Below are 20,127 nucleotides of genomic sequence, written 5' to 3'. Positions count from 1 at the left end.
AGCCGACGCATCTATGGAAATTAATCCGCTTCTCAACCAGATGAAAGACCTCGCAGAGCGCACCGACGTTCTCAGGGGGTATCTTTGACTATGCTGGCAAGAAAGAACGCCTGACCGAAGTTGAACTGGAACTGGCCGAGCCCAGTGTCTGGGACGACCCCGACCGCGCCCAGGATCTGGGGCGTGAACGCTCCTCCCTGGAAGCCGTCGTAAAAACCATCGAAGACCTCGACGCCGGTATCAACGACAGCCGCGAGCTGCTCGACATGGCTGTGGAAGAGGACGATGAAGATTCCGTCGCCGAAGTCGCCAGCGAACTCGAAAACCTCCAGCAACAACTGGAAACCCTCGAATTCCGCCGCATGTTCTCCGGACAGACCGACCCCAACAACGCCTACCTGGATATCCAGGCCGGCTCCGGCGGCACCGAAGCCCAGGACTGGGCCGAAATGCTGCTGCGCATGTACCTGCGCTGGGGCGAAGCCCACGGCTTCAAAACCACCCTGGAAGAAGCCTCCGCTGGCGAAGTCGCCGGTATCAAAAGTGCCACCATCCACTTCCAGGGTGAATACGCCTTCGGCTGGCTGCGCACCGAAACCGGCGTGCACCGCCTCGTGCGCAAAAGCCCGTTCGACTCCGGCAACCGTCGTCACACCTCGTTCACCTCCGTCTTCGTCTCCCCGGAGATCGACGACAACATCGAAATCGAAGTGGACAAATCTCAGGTGCGCGAAGACACCTACCGCGCCTCCGGCGCCGGTGGTCAGCACGTCAACAAAACCGACTCCGCCGTACGTTTGACCCACATCGAATCCGGCATCGTCGTCGCCTGTCAGAGCGAGCGCTCCCAGCACCAAAACCGCGATAAAGCGTGGAAAATGCTGCGGGCCAAACTCTACGAACAGGAAATGCAGAAGCGCAACGCCGAAAAACAGGCGATGGAAGAAAGCAAATCCGACATCGGCTGGGGCAGCCAGATCCGCTCCTATGTACTGGACGACCAGCGCATCAAAGACTTGCGCACCAGTGTTCAGACCAGCAATTGCCAGGCAGTGCTGGACGGGGACCTGGACCAGTTTATTGAAGCGAGCCTAAAAGCAGGCTTGTAACCCAAGCATCGGGCTCCACTAGCTTACGAAGTAAAACTCTTCAAAGCGAAGGCGGAGTGCCGGGTATCCCTTTTCGAAAGCGTCGGCGACAGGGACGTCGCCGACGCAGCGTACAGGGATGTATTCACAGCGGTTTCGAAAAGGGATACCCGGTGCTCAGCCGCCACGGTGCCCAAACAGAGCTCAAGCTACGAAGCCCGCACTACACCCAAAAGACATGTGATAGATCATGAGCAATACACCAACTCAGCAAGACGAAAACAAACTGATCGCCGAGCGCCGCGCCAAACTCAGTGCCATGCGCGAGAAGGGCAACGCCTTCCCGAACAGCTTTCGCCGCGAAAACCTCGCCGCCGACCTGCAAAAAGAGTTTGGTGAAAAGAGCAAGGAAGAACTGGAAAGCGAAGGCAACACCGCCTGCGTCGCCGGCCGAATCCTCGCCAAGCGCGGCCCCTTCATGGTCATCCAGGACGTCTCCGACCGCATCCAACTGTACGCCGACAAAACCGCACAGAAAGATATCAAAGAGCGCTGGGGCACCTGGGACATCGGCGACATCGTCGGCGTCAAAGGCACGCTGCACAAATCCGGCAAAGGCGACCTCTACGTCAACTGCGAAGAGTACAGCCTGCTCACCAAAGCCCTGCGCCCGTTGCCGGAAAAATTCCACGGTATCGCCGACCAGGAAATGCGCTACCGCCAGCGCTACGTAGACCTGATCGCCACCCCGGAGTCCCGCGACGTATTCCGCATCCGCTCCGAAGTGATCAGCTACATTCGCAGCTACCTCAACAACAACCACTTCATGGAAGTGGAAACCCCCATGTTGCAGGTCATTCCCGGCGGCGCCACCGCACGTCCGTTCGTCACGCATCACAATGCACTCGACATCGACATGTACCTGCGCATCGCGCCGGAACTGTACCTCAAGCGACTGGTTGTCGGTGGCTTCGAGCGTGTTTATGAAATCAACCGCAACTTCCGTAACGAAGGTCTGTCCACTCGCCACAACCCCGAGTTCACCATGCTCGAGTTCTACCAGGCGTACGCGGACTACAACGACCTGATGGATCTGACCGAAAACATGATTCGCGGTATTTGCACCGACGTATTGGGCAGCACTACCGTTCAGTATCAGGAAAGCAGCTACGACTTCGCCAAGCCGTTCGACCGTATCAGCGTTTTCGACTCCATCCTGAAATACAATCCGGAACTGAAAGCGTCCGATATCGACAATATCGAAAGCGCGAAGAAAGTAGCAGAAGGCCTGGAAATTCCGCTGAAGGGTATCTGGGGTCTTGGTAAAATCCAGATCGAAATCTTCGAGAAAACCGTAGAGCATCGCCTGGACCAGCCGACGTTTATCACCGAGTACCCGACCGAGGTATCACCGCTGGCGCGCCGCAACGACGACAACCCGTTCGTCACCGACCGCTTCGAATTCTTCGTTGGTGGCCGCGAGATTGCCAACGGCTTCTCCGAGTTGAATGACGCCGAAGACCAGGCCGAGCGCTTCAAGGCCCAGGTGGCCGAGAAAGATGCCGGTGACGACGAAGCCATGCACTACGACGCCGACTATATCCGCGCACTGGAGTACGGCCTGCCGCCCACCGCTGGTGAGGGTATTGGTATTGACCGCCTGGTAATGCTGCTCACCAACTCGCCATCCATCCGCGACGTGCTGCTGTTCCCGCATATGCGCCCGGAAGCGTCCGCTGAATAACGGTTTATAGAAGCAAAGCGGATTAAAAAGGGCGATGGCTTCGCAGCCATCACCCTTTTTTGTGTGGTCCGGGTCGCTTATCCGCGAATGCCCAGGGGCCCCGCGGGCAAGTAAATCGTTTCTGTCGACGAGCTGCCCTGACGCTGAACCTCGACCGCCACCGACTCTCCCGGTTTGGCCTGGTAAACCTGCGTGCGCAGATCCCCCATATGAAATACACGCTTGTTGTTGTAGCGGATTATTTTGTCGCCCGGCCTTAGTCCTGCCTCGTAAGCCGGGGCCGAGTCCACAAGGTCGCCAATTTCCAATTCCGTACGACCGCCATAGGCATTGAGATACTGCTCAAATTCTTCTGTGCTCAATTCCTGCTCAAAAACCCGGCGCGGATTGCTGTAGGTCTGAAGCTTTTCCTGCAGCTCTTTTGCGCGGTCCGAGCGCTTATCCTGAAGATGGTGATACTCGTAACTGTACTGCATCTGCTCGTATTGCAGGCGCTCCTGCTTTTCCACAATAGCCGTCGCCCGGCCGTGACTGAAGCCGGCGTCCACCAGTTGTTGCACCTGATTTTGTCGTTGCCGTTCGAAACGATTTCTGATGCGTTGCGAGCGGTTGGGTTCTGGGGCTGGCTGAACATCGGCGCTTTCCATGACCACGCTCGCGTGGCGGGTCTGTGGCGGCTCGGACTCAGGATCGAGTCTGGCGCTCAACTCGTTGACCAGGTCGAGAAGTTGCCCCTGGATTTTCAGCGTTTGATCCAGGGTGCGCTCCAGAGTCGCCAGGCGGGTTTCCACGCTTTGCGGGCTTTCTGAGGGGGGAGTGGAAGTGTCCGCGCTGGCCTCGGTATCGGTACCGAGAGGGAGCCAGTGTGTGGCTGCGCTGCCGATGATCAATAGCAGTACCACTGTGACGGGGACCCGGTATCTGTGAAGGGGGTGAACGTTAGACTGCATGGGGACACTCGTGAACTTCTAGTTTGCCGTGTGTAGCTGATTATAGAAGTACCAGATGGTTGGGCAGCTCGTTCTTGATTACTGTGGCGGGTGCCGCTTCCTGCAACAGCTCGCCACACTTCTCGACACAGTGCACAAAAGCTTCGCCAGTTTTGCCTTTTTTGACCTCGTGGATAAAGTTTTCCACGATCTCCTGCCATGTCTCATTGGTGATCTGCTCGGCCAGCCCGCGGTCGGCGAGAATTTCTACGTAGTGTTCCGCTTGCGACACGAAAATGAGTAGACCCAGACGGTCCTTGGTGCTGTGCAGCTCGTGCTCCAGAAACTGGCGGCGGGCGAGGTTGGCGGCGCGCCAGAATTTAACCTTCTTGGGAACCAGCCACATGGTGAGGGGGCGCCAGCGAAACAGTACCGCGAGGACGATAAACAGTATCCATTGCAGGGTAAACGCCTGCTGGTACTCGATCCACCAGGGTAAAAACTGCATGAGCGGTGCAGTGAGCAGTGCGATAAAGGCCGCCCACAGGGTGGATATGTAAAGGTAGTTATCGGACTGGCGTGCCAGTACCGTTACCACCTCCGCATCCGTCGTGGATTCCACAGCCTTGATGGTGTCTGCAAGCTGGCGTCTTTCCTGCGCATTTAGCATGTGTATAGCCGCTCGTGAATTATTCCCGTTGTAATCGAGGTATGGGGTTGCGGGTGTGCCGGTGCAGTTTACCAGCCACCGGACGCGCCACCACCGCCGAAGCCGCCACCTCCGCCACCGAAGCCGCCACCAAAACCGCCCGAGCCTCCGCCGCCATAGCCTCCGAAACCGCCACCGCCGTAATAGCCGCCGTAGCGACCGCGCCGGTATCTGTTGCTGCCGGTGGGTGCCCCCAATGCTGAAGATCCAAAGATCTGCAGCATCACAAACAGCAGAAATACCCCGACAAGCAGTGCCAGCTGACGGTTGTCGTTGGAATCGGTGCTTTCGGCAACATATTCGTTGTTGATCGCTGCAATGATTGAGTCGACGCCAGCGACAATTCCGCCATCAAAATTACCATTGCGAAATTGAGGCAGAATTTTGGTATGAATGATGTTTGAGGAGAGGGCATCAGTAAGGGCCCCTTCCAGACCGTAGCCCACCTCGATACGCACTTTGCGCTCAGCCGGAGCCACAATCAGCAGTACACCGTTATCCTTGTCTTTTTGCCCAATCTTCCAGTGACGGCCTAACTGGTAGCCATATTCCTCGATGGTCAGGCCCTGTAGGTCCGGCAAAGTCACCACCACTATCTGGTTGCTGGTGGTTTTCTCCTGCTGTTGCAGGCGCTCAGTGAGCTGGTATCGAGTGCTTTGGCTAAGCAGGTTCGCATTGTCCACTACCCGGCCAGACAGGGGCGGAAACTGGATGTTCGCCACCGCAGTTGCCGCCCACAACAGAGTAGGGCACAGGAGTAGTAGAAGGGCGATCCGCCGGATCGTCATAAACAGGCCCCGTGGTCGAGATTACTGGAAGTCGACTTCCGGTGCTTTGTCGGCACCTTCCGAGGTGGCTTCAAAGGTGTCGCGTAGGGGCATGTCGCTGTACAGCACGGTATGCCAGATTCGCCCAGGAAAGGTGCGAATCTCGCGGTTGTAGCGCTCTACGGCGGCGATATAATCGCGGCGGGCTACGCTGATGCGGTTTTCGGTGCCCTCCAGCTGTGACTGCAGTGCCAGGAAGTTCTGGTTGGCTTTGAGGTCCGGGTAGCGCTCAACCACCACCATCAGGCGGGACAGGGCGCTACTCAGCTGTGACTGGGCCGCCTCAAACTGTTGCAGCTTCGCCGGATCATTGATGATGTTTGAGTCGACTTGCATGGAGTTGACCTTGGCGCGTGCTTCGGTGACGGCCTCCAGCGTCTCTTTTTCATGGGCGGCGTAAGCCTTGACTGTTTTCACCAGATTGGGAATCAGGTCTGCCCGGCGCTGGTACTGGTTCTGCACCTGGGCCCAGTTGGCTTTCACATTTTCATCGTAGGTGGGAATGTTATTGATACCGCAGCCGCTCAGCCCGAAAGCAATCAGAATAGTGAGCAGCAGTTGCCAGGGGCGAGAGCCAGAATGTGAGGTATTTTTCTGGCGCAATCTTGTTGTAGGTGCGTTCATTCCTTCCATCCCTGTGGGTTTCGAACCAGACAATAATAGTCTTCAATCCGGTGGATCCGCGCAAGATCTTTCCGGAGGAAGCGATAGAGAGTAGTAATGGCACTTAAAGCGACTATCTTCAAGGCCCGGTTACAGATTGCTGATATGGATCGGGACTACTATGCCGAGCACGTCCTGACTTTGGCGCGCCATCCGTCAGAGACCGATGAGCGCATGATGATTCGGCTACTGGCGTTTGCCCTGAATGGAAATGATCAAATGGCCTTTACCCGTGGGCTTTCCAGTGATGAGGAGGCTGATTTGTGGCAGCACAGCCTGAGTGGCGAAATTGAGCATTGGATTGAGGTGGGAGTCCCTGCAGAAGAGCGGGTGCGCAAGGCTTGCGGTCGGGCCCGGCGAGCAACCATTTACGCCTACGGGCAGCGTATGGCACCGGTGTGGTGGCAGAAGATGGAGGCAGCCAGTGCGCGCTTTGACAACCTGCGGGTATTCTTTTTACCTGCAGAGCAGTGCGCGGAACTGGCTTCTTTGGCGGAGCGAAATATGGAGCTCACCGCCACTATCCAGGATGGGCAGCTTTGGCTGGCCAGTGAGAACCACACGGTGGAGGTCCAGCCTCAGCGCTGGAAATAATGTAGCAATCCCGCGGGGCGCGGGACTTTTTGAGTGGAGATAACGATGCCTTCTTTTGACATAGTTTCTGAAGTCGATAAACACCAGCTGACTAATGCGGTGGATCAGGTAAACCGCACCATTACCAACCGGTTTGATTTCAAGGGAGTGGATGCGGAAGTAGAGATGAGCGAGTTCTCTCTGACACTCAGGGCGGAGTCCGATATGCAGGTCAATCAGATGGTCGATATGCTGCGCGCCGCGCTGATCAAGTGCAATATTGATCCTCTGGCAATGGAGGTGGGCGAAGAGGAGCAGTCCGGCAAACAGGTGAAAGTCGGTGTGACCCTGAAAAATGGTCTCGACAAAGATCTGTCAAAAAAGATCGTTAAGATCATCAAGGAAGAGAAACTGAAGGTGCAGGCGGCGATTCAGGGTGACTCTGTCCGGGTTACCGGTAAGAAACGCGACGACCTGCAGCAAGTCATTGCCATGTTGCGGGGTAAGGAGCTGGAGCAGCCGCTGCAGTTCAATAACTTCCGCGATTAAATTTGGGAGATTGCTCCTTGGAGGGTGGCGATCTCAACGAGGAGAATCCCTTGAAGATCTCGACCCTATTCAAAGGCCTGTGTCTGATACTTGTCGCATCGAGTGCACAGGGAAAACCTCTGCCCGGACAGCGAATTCCTGTTTTGCCTGCGCAACTGCTCGATGCCTGGTGGATCGATGGTAGTGAAGGGCTGGATATTTCCGGCCTTGGCTTTTGCCATGGTGAACTGCTTGCGGTTGCGGATAAGTCTTCCGAACGGGTGTATCGCCTCAAGCCGCACCCGGGGCAGACCAGTACCGCTCTGGAAACCTGGGCATCGTTTTCTCGCCCTTCGTTACCCGATGATCAGCCGGTCACAGTAAAAGCGCGTGCACTCCACTATGCGAGTGTGCCGCTAAGCATGGACTTTGAGGGCGTAACCTGCGATGCCAGTGCGACTTACCTGTTGAGCGAGCGCCACAATCGTATCGCGCGATTGGATATTGCCAGCAAGCAGGCGCATTGGCTGCCTCAGCGCTGGTCTGAAGCTGCAAAAGCACAGGGGTATCTGCAGGTGGACAACGCGGAGAGCGAGGGACTGGTAAAGGCCAAAGACGATTTCTGGGTTGCGCTGGAGCGACAGCCGAGGGGGTTGCTCCGGCTAACACCTGGGGAGCCTGAGGGTAGGGCGTTTTACTCCCTGCCAGAGGTGCCTGACCTGGATTTCCGTGGCCGGTCTGAGGACCTGACGGCATTGTCCTTTTTCGATGGTGCGCTGTTTACCCTGGAGCGCAATGCATTTGCGGTTTGTCGGCGGGATCTCCAGAGTCTCCGTGCCGAGTGGTGTGTTCAATACCGGGATGTGGAAGAGGGGCCTGAGTACGTTTATCAGGAAACCCGCTTTGGCAAAGGTGAGGGTTTGGCGATCAATGATCAAGGTATGTATGTAGTACTGGATAACAATGGTGTGGCCCGTGCGGCAGACCCGGAAGATAATCGCGGCCTGTTATTGCGCTTGGCATTCCCGGATAATGCCGCATATCGAGATGCCGTAACGAATTAGCGAAGTTTGAGTTTGTCGGATTCTTCACTGGCGATATTGTTAAAAGAGGTTCGCGCCTGCTGCTTATGCGAGGCCAATCTGCCCCTTGGCCCCCGGCCTGTTGTGAGCGCGGCTCGCTCTGCGCGTCTGTTGATTGTGGGGCAGGCGCCCGGTACGCGGGTGCATGAAACCGGTATTCCCTGGAACGATCCTTCCGGCGAGCGCCTCCGTGACTGGCTGCAGCTGGATCGCGATGCCTTCTACGATGAATCCCAGATTGCCATTATGCCCATGGGCTTCTGTTACCCTGGGCGTGGCAAGGGTGGCGACCTGCCGCCGCGCCCGGAGTGCGCACCGACCTGGCATCAGCGCATACTGGATCAGATGCCGGATATTCAACTGACCCTGCTGATCGGCCAGTATGCCCAGCGCTACTATCTCCCCCACTGGTATGGCAGCATTACGGAAAACGTGCGCCATTTTACCGATGCGTTGCCTCACGGATTCTTTCCGCTTCCCCATCCGAGCCCGAGAAATACCCTGTGGCTGAAGCGCCGCCCCTGGTTTGAGGAAGAGGTGGTGCCGGCATTGCGCGCGCAAGTTCAGAGCGTATTGAAAGGTTGACGATGCAGGTTCCCGAAAATATTAGAATTCACCCATCCTGGTACTCCGTGCTCGAGCCGGAGTTTCATAAACCCTATATGGGTGATCTGCGAGAATTCCTGCGGCAGGAAAAACAGGCCGGCAAGACCATCTTTCCCCCGGGCGGCCAGATCTTCAACGCGTTCAACTCCACACCGTTTGATCAGGTAAAGGTGGTGATACTCGGGCAGGATCCCTACCACGGCGCGGGCCAGGCCCACGGCTTGTGTTTTTCGGTCATGCCTGGTGTGCGTGTGCCGCCATCACTGAGAAACATTTACAAGGAAATGGAGTCGGATCTGGGTATCGTCGCGCCGGATCACGGATGCCTGCAGCCCTGGGCGGAGCAGGGGGTGTTATTGCTGAATGCGACACTCACCGTGGAAGAGCGTAAAGCGGGTGCACACCAGGGACGCGGCTGGGAGCAGTTTACCGACGCCGCGGTACACGCACTGGCAGAGCAGCGGGAAGGATTGGTGTTCGTTTTGTGGGGAAGCTACGCGCAGAAAAAGGGCGGCTTTATCGATCAGCGCAAGCATCTGGTATTGCGCGGCCCGCATCCGTCGCCGCTGTCCGCGCACCGTGGATTTTTCGGCACGCGGCCGTTCTCTAAGGCGAATAGCTATCTACAAAGCCGGGGTGTCGCGCCCATTGAATGGGCGCTGCCTGCAGCAGGAGCACTGCGTAGGGTTGCGGTAGAGATCTGATCAGGCGAGGGGATCGGCGTCTGCGTCGTAGGGCAATTCAAGCACTTCCAGTACGCGGCCGTCCTCGAGTTGCAGACTTTCCCCATCCGCGACCTTGCTTTTGGTGAGCACTGCCAGCAGGGCTGTTTCACCGTTCTGCGGGCTGGCCAGTACGATATTTCCCACACTGGATTTACCTTCGCCAGAGAAAATCTCTGCGCCCGGTGCGGGCAGTTCGCCATTGTCGATCTGCGCCCGGTACATGCGGCGTTTGGAAGCACCCAGGTACTGCATGCGCGCGACCACCTCCTGTCCGGTATAACATCCTTTCTTGAAGCTGACGCCACCGAGCAGGTGCAGGTTGACCATCTGCGGAATAAATTCTTCACTGGTGCTCTGATATACCAGCGGGGTGCCGGCTTCCACCAACTGTGACAGCCATTGGCTGTAGCTGGCGGCTTCTGTGTCATTGCTGGCGAGTTTCCGCCAGAAATCTGCAGCCTGATCTGCAGGGATCTGCAGTATTACATTGCGCTCGCTCAAGCCCGCTGCCAGAGCCCGCTCACCATTGTGGTCGAAGGGGCGCAGCTGGTGGGGGAGCAGGTCGGTGGCTTCGCTGTTGGACAGGCTGAGCAACTGGCTGGCGGTGCGGCAGGCGTCGCGGCCGCACAGGGCGAGCCAGCGATGGCTGTCGCTGACATCGTTCAGTTCGGCTTTGAAGAACACCGCATACTTTTTCAGTGCGGCGAGGGCGGTAGCTACCAGGTCCCGGGGCATCAGCAGGAGGAATTCAGTCTGCTCGATTTTCAGTGCGTAGAAGGCGCTGATCATACGGCCTTTTGGGTTGCAGTGGCTGCCCAGGGTGAGCTGCTCATCGGGCAGGTTGACCAGATCGCAGGTCAGCTGGCCCTGCAGGAACTTCTGGCTGTCCGGACCCTTTACGGAGATGGCGCCCATGGGACTGAGGTCGATCAGCTGCAGTTTTCCGCCGACTTCAGTTTCACTGGCCGGCTCTGTCTTGGGGAAGAGGGCGCTGTCGCCCTGCCAGCTTGCGCCCTGGGTGCTGAGAAAATCCTGCCACTGCTGCTGGTCCATGTTGCGCTCACTACCTGAATTGTACGTTTCTTACTGCGCCGGCGGGCGCGCTGAGTCGACTACCTAAATTGGGGTTTTGCCGCGGGATTTCAACTACCGCTATACTGCGCGCACTTTGAATTATGGCTTGAGTACGAAGTATGGATCGCAACCGCCTGTTTTGGGCCAGCCGTCGCGGCATGTTGGAGCTGGATCTGGTGCTGCTGCCTTTTCTCGATAATGTGTACGAGACATTGCCCGAGGAAGACAAGCAGCGCTATATCAAATTGCTGGATGAACAGGATCAGGACTTGTTTGCCTGGTTCCTGCGTCGGGAAGATCCGCAGGATCCGGAGTTGAAGCATATTGTCCAGATTATCCGCGACAACACCGGCCTGCAGGAATAATAGGGGAGCGAAAGTCGCTTCCGGTTTCCCTGCTTCCGATTCCGCTCAGTCCCGCTCGGCGGGGCTGAAGCGTGCAGACCGCAGTGCACGGCTGGTGTGTGATCTGGCACCGTCGCGGCTACTGCGCATTTTCCTGCTGCTTGTTCTCCTGCAGTCGATTCTGCTGCTGTTTCTTTCCCGTCTCCCGTGGATTGCTGTGTGCGCACTGGTTCCCGTAATAGTACTTTATGGGGTGTCTGAATGGCGTCGGCTGGCGGTGTCGGTCGGGCGCCTTTCGACCACTGAGCGACGCTGGTACTGGCAGGTAAAGGGCGGAGCGCGGCGGGAGTTTCAGCTGGTGGGGGAGTTGACCCTGTGGCGTTGGCTGATCGTGATCAACGGCCGGGATCTCGAAGGGCGCCGATTGCGGTTGGTATTGGCACGGGACGCCGCCAGTGCGGATGACTGGCGGCGTTTGCTGGTCGCACTGCGCCACTCCCGTTAGACCACTTTCCCGGCACAGGTTCAGGAGGCGCTTTAAGGACCGATAAAGTGCCGCTGATCGGCAAAATTTTCCGGCACCAGGATGGTGTCCATCGCCAGTTCCCGCAACCCCGGGTAGTCCAGTGAGTAGTGGAGGCCGCGACTCTCGCGGCGGTCCAGAGCGGAACGGATAATCAGCTCGGATACCACCGCCAGGTTGCGCAGTTCGATCAGGTCGCTGGTAATGCGGTAATTGGCGTAGAACTCCAGAATCTCCTGCTGCAGCAGTTTCACCCGATGCTCCGCCCGTAACAGGCGCTTGCGGGTGCGTACAATCCCCACGAAGTCCCACATAAAGCGGCGCAACTCATCCCAGTTGTGCGAGATCACCACGTCTTCATCGGAATCCGTCACCCGCGAGGCGTCCCAGGCCAGGGCAGCCTTCGGTGGCGCGACCTGGTCGATGGTACTGTCGATATGCATGGCCGCGGAGCGCGCGTATACCACGCATTCCAGCAGGGAGTTACTGGCCAGGCGGTTGGCGCCGTGCAGGCCGGTAAAGGTGGTTTCTCCAATGGCGTACAGCTGATCCAGATCACTGCGGCCGTGCTGGTCCACCATCACGCCGCCGCAGGTGTAGTGGGCGGCTGGCACCACAGGGATGGCTTCACGGGTGATATCAATGCCGTACTTCAGGCAGTTTTTATACACAGTGGGGAAGTGCTCGCGGACAAATTCCGGGTCCTTGTGGGAGATGTCCAGATAGACACAGTCCGCACCCAGGCGCTTCATCTCATGGTCGATGGCGCGGGCGACAATGTCCCGCGGCGCCAGCTCGCCGCGCTTGTCGAAGCGGTGCATAAAACGCTCGCCGTTCGGCAGCTTCAGCAGGGCGCCCTCGCCACGGAGCGCCTCGGTGATCAGCATGGATTTGGCTTTTGGGTGGTACAGGCAGGTCGGGTGGAACTGGTTGAATTCCATGTTTGCCACCCGGCAGCCGGCACGCCAGGCCATAGCGATGCCGTCGCCGCTGGCACCGTCCGGGTTGCTCGTGTACAAGTATGCCTTGGCGGCCCCGCCGGTGGCGAGTACCACGGCCTTGCCCTGAAACACCTCAACCTCTTCGGTTTCCTTGTTGTACACGTAGGATCCGGCACAGCGGAAGCGCCCGGTAGAGGCGTCTGGCTGGCGAATCAGGTCCAGGGCGATATGGTGTTCGAAGCAGTCGATATTGGGGGTGTTGCGCACCTGCTCAATCAGGGTGCTGTGCACCGCGCGGCCGGTGGCGTCGGCGCTGTGAATGATGCGCCGGTGGCTGTGGCCGCCTTCCTTGGTCAGGTGGTAGTCGCCGTCGTCTTCGCGGGTGAAGTCCACGCCCTGATTGATCAACCAGTGAATGGCGTCGCGGCTGTTTTCTACGGTGAAGCGCACCGCCTCCGGGTGGCAGAGTCCGGCTCCTGCATCTAATGTATCGGCTATGTGTGCGTCTACCGAGTCGGTTTCGTCCAGCACGCCGGCGATGCCGCCCTGGGCAAACCAGGTGGAGCCGTCCTGCAGGCGCTGTTTGGATAGCAGGGCCACGCGGTGGCGCGCGGCAAGGTGCAGCGCCAGGGTCAGGCCGGCGGCGCCACTGCCAATTACCAGGACGTCGTAGTGGTTCTCGTTCGGGGTCACAGGTCCGTTTGCCTTCTCTCTCATGGAGTTTTATTCATATTAGGGGGCGCGTAGTATACGCCATCTTCAAAAATTACCGATTTGTCAGGAACTTATGACCAAAATCCGGTGTCTTGAACACAACAGAATAAGCTTGGCTATGGCGCATTCCGGCGCCCGTGCCGCGGTTTGGAGTAGGGGATGACAGGGCAACAGGCGTCACCAAGTGATCGCCAGCTGGTAGAGCGGGTACAGAAAGGGGACAAGCGGGCCTTCGACCTGCTGGTGCTCAAATACCAACATAAGATCATGGCGGTGGTCAGCCGCTATATCAACGACCACGCCGAGGTACACGATGTGGTGCAGGAGGCCTTTATCAAGGCGTACCGCGCACTGGGCAATTTCCGTGGAGAAAGTGCCTTTTACACCTGGATGTACCGAATTGCGATCAATACCGCCAAGAACCACCTGGTATCCCGCAGCCGCCGCCCGCCGTCATCCGATGTGGATCTGGACGACGCCGAATTCTATTCCGGCGCGGATTTGCTACGTGACAACGAGACCCCGGAAAACCAACTGTTTCGCGACCAGCTTGAGGCCGCCGTGCACCGCGCGATCCGAGAACTGCCGGAAGACCTGCGCTCCGCGGTGACGCTGCGGGAAATGGAAGGGCTGAGCTATGAGGAAATTGCCGAAGTGATGGGGTGCCCGGTTGGTACTGTGCGCTCGCGGATCTTCCGCGCCCGGGAATCCATTGACCGCGCGGTTCAGGCAACCATGGCCGGCGAACCGGAACCGGTAGACGGGCGCGGTTAGAAAGTGGCGATGTACCGAGGCGATGTACCGAGTAGAAGGCGCTGACTATTCTTTAGTCAGTTCTGTTTCAAGCCAGAACCCGTTGAGGGGTTTCTGGTCTAAATCTTCCCGGTGACCGGGACGGCAGATAAAATATTCGACGAATTCACACAAATTTTGTCTGCCCGGTAAAACTTTTTCGACAGGCCCCGGTCTGACGTATTAACAAACAGGGTGTAATGCACGCCCAAAGAATTGCACTGAAAGAGGGTTGACCCGTATGTCTCACGGGAATCATCAGCAGCGCCTGAATGAGTCACTGTCCGCCTTGATGGATGGTGAGGCCAATGAGTTGGAAATTCAGCGTCTGCTCAAAGAAAGTGATGCCGCGGGCAGCGCTTCTGGCGGTGACCTGAATGCGCGCTGGTCCCGCTATCAGCTGGCCGCCAGCGTGATGCGCGGTGAAAAGGTGGCCCCGGTGGATGTCGGTCTCGCCGCCAGTATTTCCGCGGCCATTGCCGATGAGCCACCGCTGCAATCTGCAGAACCCTTACCGGCCAATGACACCCATCACAACGCATCGCGCAGCCGTTGGTGGCGCCCGCTTTCTCGCGGTGCTGTGGCAGCGACGGTAGCCTTTGCGGCAGTGCTGGGGGTGCAGCAGATACAGGCACCGCAGACTCAGGGCGACCTGGTAGCAGAAACCGAGCGTCCGCAGCAGGCGCCGGTGGCGTCCATGCCGCAGCCGAGCGGTTTTCTGGCGCCGACCCTGAACACCCGCGCGGTGAGTACCGCACCCCAGCTGGTTCCCGAGCAACGGGTTGGCCCGGCACCGCAGGTGCAGATGGTTCCAACTCCGGAGTTGATGCGACACCTCAACCGGGTAATGGTGGAGCATTCTGAGCAGGCGGCCCGAGTGGGCAGTCAGGGTATGGTGCCCCACGCGCGTGCAACCTATGGGGAGCGTCCGTCGGAGTGATTGTGATGGCCGGTGTTTGCACCGGCCTCTGGTGCGTAGCAGATAGATGCATAACGAAATTAAGCATGAATATGGCGAAATTTATCTCCCGTAATACCCGCAAAGCCAACAGCTCGCTGTTGGCTTTTTTACTATTGGCTGCGCCATTTACGGTACCCGGTGTAAGTGCGCAAAGCACCGACCCCGACGATACCGAGGCGGCACGGCGAGAGGCCCCCAGCGGTGTATCTGCTGCGCCGTCCGCTACGGGGCAAAAGCCCTCAGTGCCGCAGGCTGTCGGAGAAACTGCGGAAGTGACCCGCACACTGCTGGCAAAACTCGCTCAGGCTGTCTCCAGTCTGGAGTACCGCGGTCTGGCGACATTCGAGCATGTGGGGTCCATGGAAACTCTGGAGGTGGTACACGGCATTCGCGATGGCGAGCAGGTCGAGCGCATTCGCTATCTCACCGGTAGCCCGCGGGAAATGGTCACTCGCAGCGGTGACCGCCAGTGTCATCGCGAGGGCAACCCGCTCACGCGCCCCGGGCTGCACAGCGCAGCGGGACTGCGGGATGTGCAGGCCAGCTACGTGTTTCTGATTCGCGGAGAGGAGCGGATCGCCGACCGCGAAGCGGTTGTTGTGGAGGCGCGCCCAAGGGATCTGCACCGCTTTGGTATGGTCATCAGTGTCGACAAGGAAACGGGGTTGCCTCTCAAGTCCATGCTGGTCGCCCCTGCGGGGCGAGTGCTGGAGCGCTTTCAGTTTGTGGAGCTGGATCTGACGCCGGTGACCGATAGCGAGTTGCAGCCGCGCTCACCATCGGTTCGCGAAGAGCCTGGTGCGATCGCCTGTACCCCTGCGGAAAGTCGCTGGCGTCTGGGTTGGGCCCCTGAGGGGTTCAAACCGGTGGCGGTTCAGGCTCTGGCAGATGGTCAGATGCTGGTGTTCAGTGATGGTCTCAGTGCGTTCACCGTGTTTGTACAGCAGTTGCCGGATATGAATTACAAGGGGCGGGCAGTGCGCGGCGCAACAGTGGCGTATATGGATCACCTCGACGTGGATGGCGCCCGCTATACCGTGACAGTGGTAGGGGAAATCCCGGACAATACTGCGCAGCTGGTGGCCAAGGCGGTTACCGAAAAACAGTAAGCGGAAGTGTCCAATCATGATTGAAGAGCGTGGCAAGATCGTCGCTATCGAGAAATCCGCAGTTTGGGTGGAGACTGTGCAACGCAGCGGGTGCCACAGCTGTGCGGCCAAGCCTGGTTGTGGCACTGGGCTGCTGGGCGACTTCTGGGCCAACGCGTCCCGTGTGCGCGTTCAGGTTTCTCCGGCCGAGGCGGAAGCGCTGCAATTGCACGACACGGTGGTTATCGGTATCGGCGAGCGGGTATTGGCAACCAGCTCGCTTGTGGTGTATCTGGTGCCGCTGATAGCGCTGGTGCTGGGTGCCCTGGCGGGGCAGACCCTGGGCTCTGAGCCATTGGCGATTGCTGGTGCATTTTTGGGGTTGGGTGCGGGCGCGGCAGTGGTGCGTTTGTATAGTCATTTCCACCGCGGCAATCGCGCGTTTGCGCCCCAGTTTTTGCGCTGTGAGCAGGGTGCGCCCTGTGCCATCCCGGTTTCACCGATCTCCTGATTACCTCTATCCCGCCGCTTTCTTCGTCCTTTCCTCGCCATTTAACCGATGCTTCCGCGGTAGCCGGCTCTGGCTATGGGGAGCCGACCCCATCACGCCGATTTCGCGATTGATTTATGCGGAGATTTACCCGCTGATTCCCCAGTAGTTTCTACACTGAATGCTGACCCGTCGGTACGCACTATCGCGGTATCGCACAAAGCAATAATGGAACTGATCGGAGATGCAGGGATGACAGGTCAAGCGGCGTCAGTTGGGCCCCACAGATTTGAAGTGCGGTGCTATGCGGAAAGCTGGCCACTCAACACGGCATTTGTGATATCCCGCGGTGCACGCACCGAGGCACGGGTGGTGGTGGTCGAGGTCTTCGCTGGTGGTGTGACCGGTATCGGTGAGTGCACCCCCTATCCGCGTTACGGCGAAAGCCTGGAGTCCGTGCTGGCGGAAATACACTCGATTCTGCCAGCGCTACAGCGTGGAATTACCCGCGGTCAATTACAGGAATTGATGCTTGCCGGCGCCGCAAGGAACGCGGTGGACTGCGCGCTGGCAGATTGGTTGCAGAAGAAAAGTGGCGCAGGTTTTACCGGTCCCGAGTCCTTGCCTACCGTGCAGACGCTGGTGATCGCGGAACCCGAGGCGATGGCGGAAGCCGCGCGCACCGCCGAGAGCGCGGGTGCGTCGGTGCTCAAGCTCAAACTGGATCGCCAGTTGGTGTTGGAACGGGTAGCCGCCGTGCGCCGTGCGGCACCGGGGTGCGAGCTGGTGATTGATGCCAATGAAGCCTGGGCGCCAGAGGGGCTGCCGGCACTTTGTGAAAAGCTCGCGGCGCAGGGTGTGTCGATGCTGGAGCAGCCTTTGCCGGTGGGCGAGGATCAGGTGCTTGAGCGCTTCGCGCACCCGCTGCCGATTTGCGCGGATGAGAGCTGTCATACCCGTGCGGATTTGCCAAAACTCAAGGGTCGCTACGACATGGTGAATATCAAGCTGGACAAGACCGGCGGGCTGCAGGAGGCGCTGATGCTCGCCGACGCCGCCAGCGCTCAGGGCTTCGAGTTGATGCTCGGCTGTATGTTGTGTACCTCACGGGCGATTCGCGCGGCTTGGCCCCTCGGTGAGCGGGCGCGGTTTGTGGATCTGGACGGACCAACCTGGCTGGCAAAAGATGTGCACCCGCTACAGTTCTTTCACGGGCGGGTATTCTGGACCTGATGAACCACTGAGGCGGGTCTCTGCGGTTCAGGGGCGGTAGCAGAGCAGATCGGTCATCACCTGCAGATATTCCTCGCTGGCGACATCGGCGGAAATCGGGGGGAACTCGAGAGTGATACAAGGGTGTGCATTTTCCGCGCACCAGGTGCCGAACGAGCCGGGTGTCTGGTAACCCAATTCGGTGACCAGAGGCAGCTCGATGCGCTCCGCCAGCCAGTGCCCCAGGGGGCTCTGCAAGGGATCTTCAACGCACGCCAGGGGTTCGTGGATCGATACCATCCAGGCTGGGTTCAGCTCCCGAACAAGACGACACAGGGATTGGGTCTCTGGCTCGGACCCCGGGTGGTCGCCGGTGGATAGGAATACATCCCGCTCCTCGGCGGCACTGTTCCAGCGGTACACGGTGCCGTCGGGCTTCCAGTTGATCGTGGCAAAATTGCGGTTCAGGTCAACGCCGCGGGCGTTGGAGCGCACTCCCAGCTGGCAGCCGTCGGGATTGACCGCCAGGATGACGTGGTGGCGCAACAGGCCCGCCTCCAGGGACCTCAGGGCGCAGGAAAGGGTGACAACCGCAGCGACTTCGTCGCCGTGGGTGCCCGCCATTACCAGTCCGGAATTTTCATCACAGATTTCGGCGGGAAAGTAGTACAGCGGCGCCCCGAGAGCGGATTGACCGTACTGCAGGCGCTGAGCGTGGAACAGGCCACGCTGTGGCCGCGGTCTGAGACGCACTGGCGGTGGACGATGTTGGCGGAGCGGTTGTTTTGGGGCTGTCATGCAATCCTTAACACTGTTTTACACTAGGGAATGCGAACTTTTTAACGTAATGCCCAACTAATAGGGTGTCACGGGCTGGGGTTCAATAGTGTTCCCGGCCGATAGCAGCCTTCGCGGATAACACTGAGTGATAACCAAAAGGCTGCCAAATCAAAATGTATTTTTTGCATATTAGTAAAAGGGCCTATCAGGGGTGACAAATATGGTTGCACGCTGTTCGCAATTCTTGATTGCGCTTTGTTTCCTTATCTCGACCGCAGCATTTGCCCGCGGCTTGCCGGAACTGACCGACCTGATCGAGCAGAATTCACCGGCGGTGGTGAAGATCAATACCGTGGAGCGCAATCGCGTCTCCCGCAATTCCATGCCCCCCCAGTACCAGCAGGAGATCCCGGATATCTTCCGCCATCTGCTGGAACCCCGTCAGCGCCAACAGCGCCCAGTAGCCAGTATGGGGTCGGGGTTCATCATTTCCGATGATGGCTATGTGGTCACCAATAACCACGTGGTCGAGGGGGCAGATGAAGTCCGCATTACCCTCACCGACCGCCGCGAATACGATGCCAAGGTCGTGGGTACCGACCCCCGGTCCGACCTGGCTCTGTTGAAAGTGGAAGGAGAAAATCTGCCCACGGTGCGCTGGGGTGACTCTGAAACTATCAAGGTTGGCGAGTGGGTGGTGGCCATCGGTTCCCCATTCGGGTTGGATTACTCGGCCAGTGCGGGCATTATCAGTGCCATGGGCCGCAGTATCCCCAACGAAAGCCGCGAGAACTACGTGCCGTTTATCCAGACCGATGTGGCGATCAACCCCGGTAACTCCGGTGGCCCACTGTTCAACCTGAAGGGGGAAGTGGTCGGTATCAACTCCCAGATCTACACCCGCAGCGGTGGTTCTATTGGTCTGTCGTTCGCGATTCCGGCGAGCCTGGCGCAGGATGTGGTTGCCCAGCTGAAAGAGAAAGGCCGCGTTGACCGCGGCTGGCTGGGCGTGGGTATCCAGGATGTGGACCGCAAGCTCGCCACCGCCATGGGGCTCGGGAAGCCGGCAGGTGCGCTGGTCGGTCAATTGGAAGCCGGCTCTCCTGCAGATAATGCCGGTATTCAGGTGGGCGATATCATCATGCGTTTTGACGGCCAGAAGATTCTGATGTCCGGCGATCTTCCCCATGTTGTCGGCCGTACCCGCCCGGGTGCCGAGGTGCCGGTACTGCTGATGCGCGAGGGTAAAGAGCGCAAGCTGAATGTGCGGGTAGGCGCTTTGCCTGGCGATGATGATGGTCAGCAGCAGGCCAACGCCCCGGCCGCCAGTGATGTTGGCGGTCGTCTCGGCCTGGTCGTTGACGAAATCCCCGATAGTCTCAAACAGCGTCTGGGGGTGGAAAGTGGTGTGCTGGTCAAGCAGGTGGTACCCGGGAAAGCCGGCGCCAACGCGGGGCTGCGCAGTGGTGATATCATCGCGCAGCTTGGCTTCGAACAGGTGGAGTCCCTGTCGGATTACGAGAAAGTGGTGAAGAAGCTGCCCACCGGCGAGTTGCTGCCGATCCGCTTCTTCCGTGGTGGCCAGCCGACCTTCCGTACCATCCAGATCGAAGAGGACTGATGGCTCTCTTATAGATCACGTGAGTAGAGCGGTTGAGGGTAGAAGTCTGCCCTCAGGCCGCTCGAGGCCAGTAGCGCCAAGGGTTGCAGACAGATTGGATGCACTTTTTGCGC

Annotated in this window: 22 protein-coding genes; 15 read left to right on the top strand and 7 right to left on the bottom strand. The window is 58.6% G+C overall.

Annotated elements, in window-relative coordinates:
• Nucleotides 1-13: 13 nt before the first annotated feature.
• A protein-coding gene (gene prfB, locus AAFH99_RS12595; protein ID WP_156035060.1) for a peptide chain release factor 2 occupies nt 14-1,109 on the top strand; the annotation gives its coding sequence in 2 pieces (ribosomal slippage) (nt 14-85 and nt 87-1,109; 1,095 coding nt in all).
• A gap of 229 nt (nt 1,110-1,338) precedes the next feature.
• Nucleotides 1,339-2,832, top strand: a complete 1,494-nt coding sequence (gene lysS, locus AAFH99_RS12590) for a lysine--tRNA ligase (RefSeq protein ID WP_406827905.1) — start codon at nt 1,339-1,341, stop codon at nt 2,830-2,832.
• 77 nt (nt 2,833-2,909) lie between these two features.
• Here lysS and AAFH99_RS12585 read toward each other — a convergent pair whose 3' ends face one another.
• The 4 genes from AAFH99_RS12585 to AAFH99_RS12570 form a co-directional block, all read right to left on the bottom strand.
• The gene (locus tag AAFH99_RS12585; protein WP_406827904.1) at nt 2,910-3,782 is read right to left on the bottom strand and encodes a PDZ domain-containing protein; all 873 of its coding nucleotides are present in this window, start codon (nt 3,780-3,782) and stop codon (nt 2,910-2,912) included.
• 40 nt (nt 3,783-3,822) lie between these two features.
• Nucleotides 3,823-4,431, bottom strand: a complete 609-nt coding sequence (locus tag AAFH99_RS12580; protein ID WP_051686835.1) for a TPM domain-containing protein — start codon at nt 4,429-4,431, stop codon at nt 3,823-3,825.
• A gap of 68 nt (nt 4,432-4,499) precedes the next feature.
• Nucleotides 4,500-5,258: a YgcG family protein gene (locus AAFH99_RS12575; RefSeq protein ID WP_043315750.1), complete on the bottom strand. Its 759-nt coding sequence runs from the start codon at nt 5,256-5,258 to the stop codon at nt 4,500-4,502.
• Nucleotides 5,259-5,279: 21 nt separating this feature from the next.
• On the bottom strand, nt 5,280-5,921 hold the full coding sequence (locus AAFH99_RS12570; RefSeq protein ID WP_051686836.1) for a LemA family protein: 642 nt from the start codon (nt 5,919-5,921) through the stop codon (nt 5,280-5,282).
• A 96-nt stretch (nt 5,922-6,017) separates the two neighbouring features.
• On the opposite strand from AAFH99_RS12570, the gene AAFH99_RS12565 reads away from it, so the two are divergent.
• From AAFH99_RS12565 to ung, 5 genes are all read left to right on the top strand, one after another.
• Nucleotides 6,018-6,554 carry a YaeQ family protein gene (locus AAFH99_RS12565; RefSeq protein WP_043315753.1) on the top strand — a complete coding sequence of 179 codons (537 nt, stop codon included), beginning with the start codon at nt 6,018-6,020 and terminating at the stop codon, nt 6,552-6,554.
• 45 nt (nt 6,555-6,599) lie between these two features.
• Nucleotides 6,600-7,082: a YajQ family cyclic di-GMP-binding protein gene (locus AAFH99_RS12560; RefSeq protein ID WP_043315755.1), complete on the top strand. Its 483-nt coding sequence runs from the start codon at nt 6,600-6,602 to the stop codon at nt 7,080-7,082.
• A 50-nt stretch (nt 7,083-7,132) separates the two neighbouring features.
• Nucleotides 7,133-8,125, top strand: a complete 993-nt coding sequence (locus AAFH99_RS12555) for a hypothetical protein (RefSeq protein WP_406827903.1) — start codon at nt 7,133-7,135, stop codon at nt 8,123-8,125.
• A 102-nt stretch (nt 8,126-8,227) separates the two neighbouring features.
• Nucleotides 8,228-8,728: a uracil-DNA glycosylase family protein gene (locus AAFH99_RS12550; RefSeq protein WP_231491394.1), complete on the top strand. Its 501-nt coding sequence runs from the start codon at nt 8,228-8,230 to the stop codon at nt 8,726-8,728.
• Nucleotides 8,729-8,730: 2 nt separating this feature from the next.
• Nucleotides 8,731-9,453, top strand: coding sequence for a uracil-DNA glycosylase (gene ung, locus AAFH99_RS12545; RefSeq protein WP_043315760.1), 723 nt, complete (start codon nt 8,731-8,733; stop codon nt 9,451-9,453).
• On the opposite strand, the gene AAFH99_RS12540 is transcribed toward ung, so the two are convergent.
• Entirely contained in the window at nt 9,454-10,527 is a 1,074-nt protein-coding gene (locus AAFH99_RS12540) for a YgfZ/GcvT domain-containing protein (RefSeq protein WP_406827902.1), read from the bottom strand. It lies immediately after the preceding gene.
• A 140-nt stretch (nt 10,528-10,667) separates the two neighbouring features.
• Here AAFH99_RS12540 and AAFH99_RS12535 point away from each other — a divergent pair, with 140 nt between their 5' ends.
• Complete coding sequence (locus AAFH99_RS12535) at nt 10,668-10,913, top strand: succinate dehydrogenase assembly factor 2 (RefSeq protein WP_043315763.1); 246 nt, start codon at nt 10,668-10,670, stop codon at nt 10,911-10,913.
• Entirely contained in the window at nt 10,873-11,397 is a 525-nt protein-coding gene (locus AAFH99_RS12530) for a protein YgfX (protein ID WP_406827901.1), read from the top strand. The genes AAFH99_RS12535 and AAFH99_RS12530 overlap by 41 nt, the downstream gene beginning before the upstream one ends.
• 32 nt (nt 11,398-11,429) lie before the next feature.
• Here the strand turns inward: AAFH99_RS12530 and nadB are convergent, their stop codons facing one another.
• Nucleotides 11,430-13,073 (bottom strand): L-aspartate oxidase, encoded by a 1,644-nt coding sequence (gene nadB, locus AAFH99_RS12525; RefSeq protein ID WP_043315767.1) that lies wholly within the window; start codon nt 13,071-13,073, stop codon nt 11,430-11,432.
• Nucleotides 13,074-13,229: 156 nt separating this feature from the next.
• On the opposite strand from nadB, the gene rpoE reads away from it, so the two are divergent.
• The 5 genes from rpoE (at nt 13,230) to ycjG (ending at nt 17,634) form a co-directional block, all read left to right on the top strand.
• Nucleotides 13,230-13,844 carry an RNA polymerase sigma factor RpoE gene (gene rpoE / locus AAFH99_RS12520; protein WP_043315769.1) on the top strand — a complete coding sequence of 205 codons (615 nt, stop codon included), beginning with the start codon at nt 13,230-13,232 and terminating at the stop codon, nt 13,842-13,844.
• 259 nt (nt 13,845-14,103) lie between these two features.
• Complete coding sequence (locus AAFH99_RS12515; RefSeq protein ID WP_081847862.1) at nt 14,104-14,802, top strand: sigma-E factor negative regulatory protein; 699 nt, start codon at nt 14,104-14,106, stop codon at nt 14,800-14,802.
• A 65-nt stretch (nt 14,803-14,867) separates the two neighbouring features.
• Nucleotides 14,868-15,932, top strand: coding sequence for a MucB/RseB C-terminal domain-containing protein (locus AAFH99_RS12510; RefSeq protein WP_043315771.1), 1,065 nt, complete (start codon nt 14,868-14,870; stop codon nt 15,930-15,932).
• Between the two features lie 16 nt (nt 15,933-15,948).
• Nucleotides 15,949-16,422 carry a SoxR reducing system RseC family protein gene (locus AAFH99_RS12505; protein WP_043315773.1) on the top strand — a complete coding sequence of 158 codons (474 nt, stop codon included), beginning with the start codon at nt 15,949-15,951 and terminating at the stop codon, nt 16,420-16,422.
• A gap of 273 nt (nt 16,423-16,695) precedes the next feature.
• Nucleotides 16,696-17,634 (top strand): L-Ala-D/L-Glu epimerase, encoded by a 939-nt coding sequence (ycjG, locus tag AAFH99_RS12500; RefSeq protein WP_043317817.1) that lies wholly within the window; start codon nt 16,696-16,698, stop codon nt 17,632-17,634.
• Between the two features lie 27 nt (nt 17,635-17,661).
• On the opposite strand, the gene mpaA is transcribed toward ycjG, so the two are convergent.
• A complete protein-coding gene (gene mpaA, locus AAFH99_RS12495) occupies nt 17,662-18,366 on the bottom strand; it encodes a murein tripeptide amidase MpaA (RefSeq protein ID WP_043315776.1) in 705 nt (234 codons plus the stop codon).
• 247 nt (nt 18,367-18,613) lie between these two features.
• Between mpaA and AAFH99_RS12490 the strand changes: the two genes are divergently transcribed.
• Complete coding sequence (locus tag AAFH99_RS12490) at nt 18,614-20,014, top strand: DegQ family serine endoprotease (protein WP_406827900.1); 1,401 nt, start codon at nt 18,614-18,616, stop codon at nt 20,012-20,014.
• Nucleotides 20,015-20,127: the final 113 nt, after the last annotated feature.

It is taken from the genome of Microbulbifer sp. ARAS458-1 (genome assembly GCF_045348205.1).
Classification (GTDB): Bacteria; Pseudomonadota; Gammaproteobacteria; order Pseudomonadales; family Cellvibrionaceae; genus Microbulbifer.
The sequence above is the reverse complement of the archived record's forward strand: the minus strand, read 5'-3'. Positions and strand labels throughout refer to the sequence as shown.

Bases quoted from the DNA above. Each gene is read 5' to 3' on its own strand.
- lysS (WP_406827905.1), top strand. From the start codon at position 1,339: ATGAGCAATACACCAACTCAGCAAGACGAAAACAAACTGATCGCCGAG.
- AAFH99_RS12585 (WP_406827904.1), bottom strand. From the start codon at position 3,782: ATGCAGTCTAACGTTCACCCCCTTCACAGATACCGGGTCCCCGTCACA.
- AAFH99_RS12580 (WP_051686835.1), bottom strand. From the start codon at position 4,431: ATGCTAAATGCGCAGGAAAGACGCCAGCTTGCAGACACCATCAAGGCT.
- AAFH99_RS12575 (WP_043315750.1), bottom strand. From the start codon at position 5,258: ATGACGATCCGGCGGATCGCCCTTCTACTACTCCTGTGCCCTACTCTG.
- AAFH99_RS12570 (WP_051686836.1), bottom strand. From the start codon at position 5,921: ATGAACGCACCTACAACAAGATTGCGCCAGAAAAATACCTCACATTCT.
- AAFH99_RS12565 (WP_043315753.1), top strand. From the start codon at position 6,018: ATGGCACTTAAAGCGACTATCTTCAAGGCCCGGTTACAGATTGCTGAT.
- AAFH99_RS12560 (WP_043315755.1), top strand. From the start codon at position 6,600: ATGCCTTCTTTTGACATAGTTTCTGAAGTCGATAAACACCAGCTGACT.
- ung (WP_043315760.1), top strand. From the start codon at position 8,731: ATGCAGGTTCCCGAAAATATTAGAATTCACCCATCCTGGTACTCCGTG.
- AAFH99_RS12540 (WP_406827902.1), bottom strand. From the start codon at position 10,527: ATGGACCAGCAGCAGTGGCAGGATTTTCTCAGCACCCAGGGCGCAAGC.
- AAFH99_RS12535 (WP_043315763.1), top strand. From the start codon at position 10,668: ATGGATCGCAACCGCCTGTTTTGGGCCAGCCGTCGCGGCATGTTGGAG.
- nadB (WP_043315767.1), bottom strand. From the start codon at position 13,073: ATGAGAGAGAAGGCAAACGGACCTGTGACCCCGAACGAGAACCACTAC.
- rpoE (WP_043315769.1), top strand. From the start codon at position 13,230: ATGACAGGGCAACAGGCGTCACCAAGTGATCGCCAGCTGGTAGAGCGG.
- AAFH99_RS12515 (WP_081847862.1), top strand. From the start codon at position 14,104: ATGTCTCACGGGAATCATCAGCAGCGCCTGAATGAGTCACTGTCCGCC.
- AAFH99_RS12510 (WP_043315771.1), top strand. From the start codon at position 14,868: ATGAATATGGCGAAATTTATCTCCCGTAATACCCGCAAAGCCAACAGC.
- AAFH99_RS12505 (WP_043315773.1), top strand. From the start codon at position 15,949: ATGATTGAAGAGCGTGGCAAGATCGTCGCTATCGAGAAATCCGCAGTT.
- AAFH99_RS12490 (WP_406827900.1), top strand. From the start codon at position 18,614: ATGGTTGCACGCTGTTCGCAATTCTTGATTGCGCTTTGTTTCCTTATC.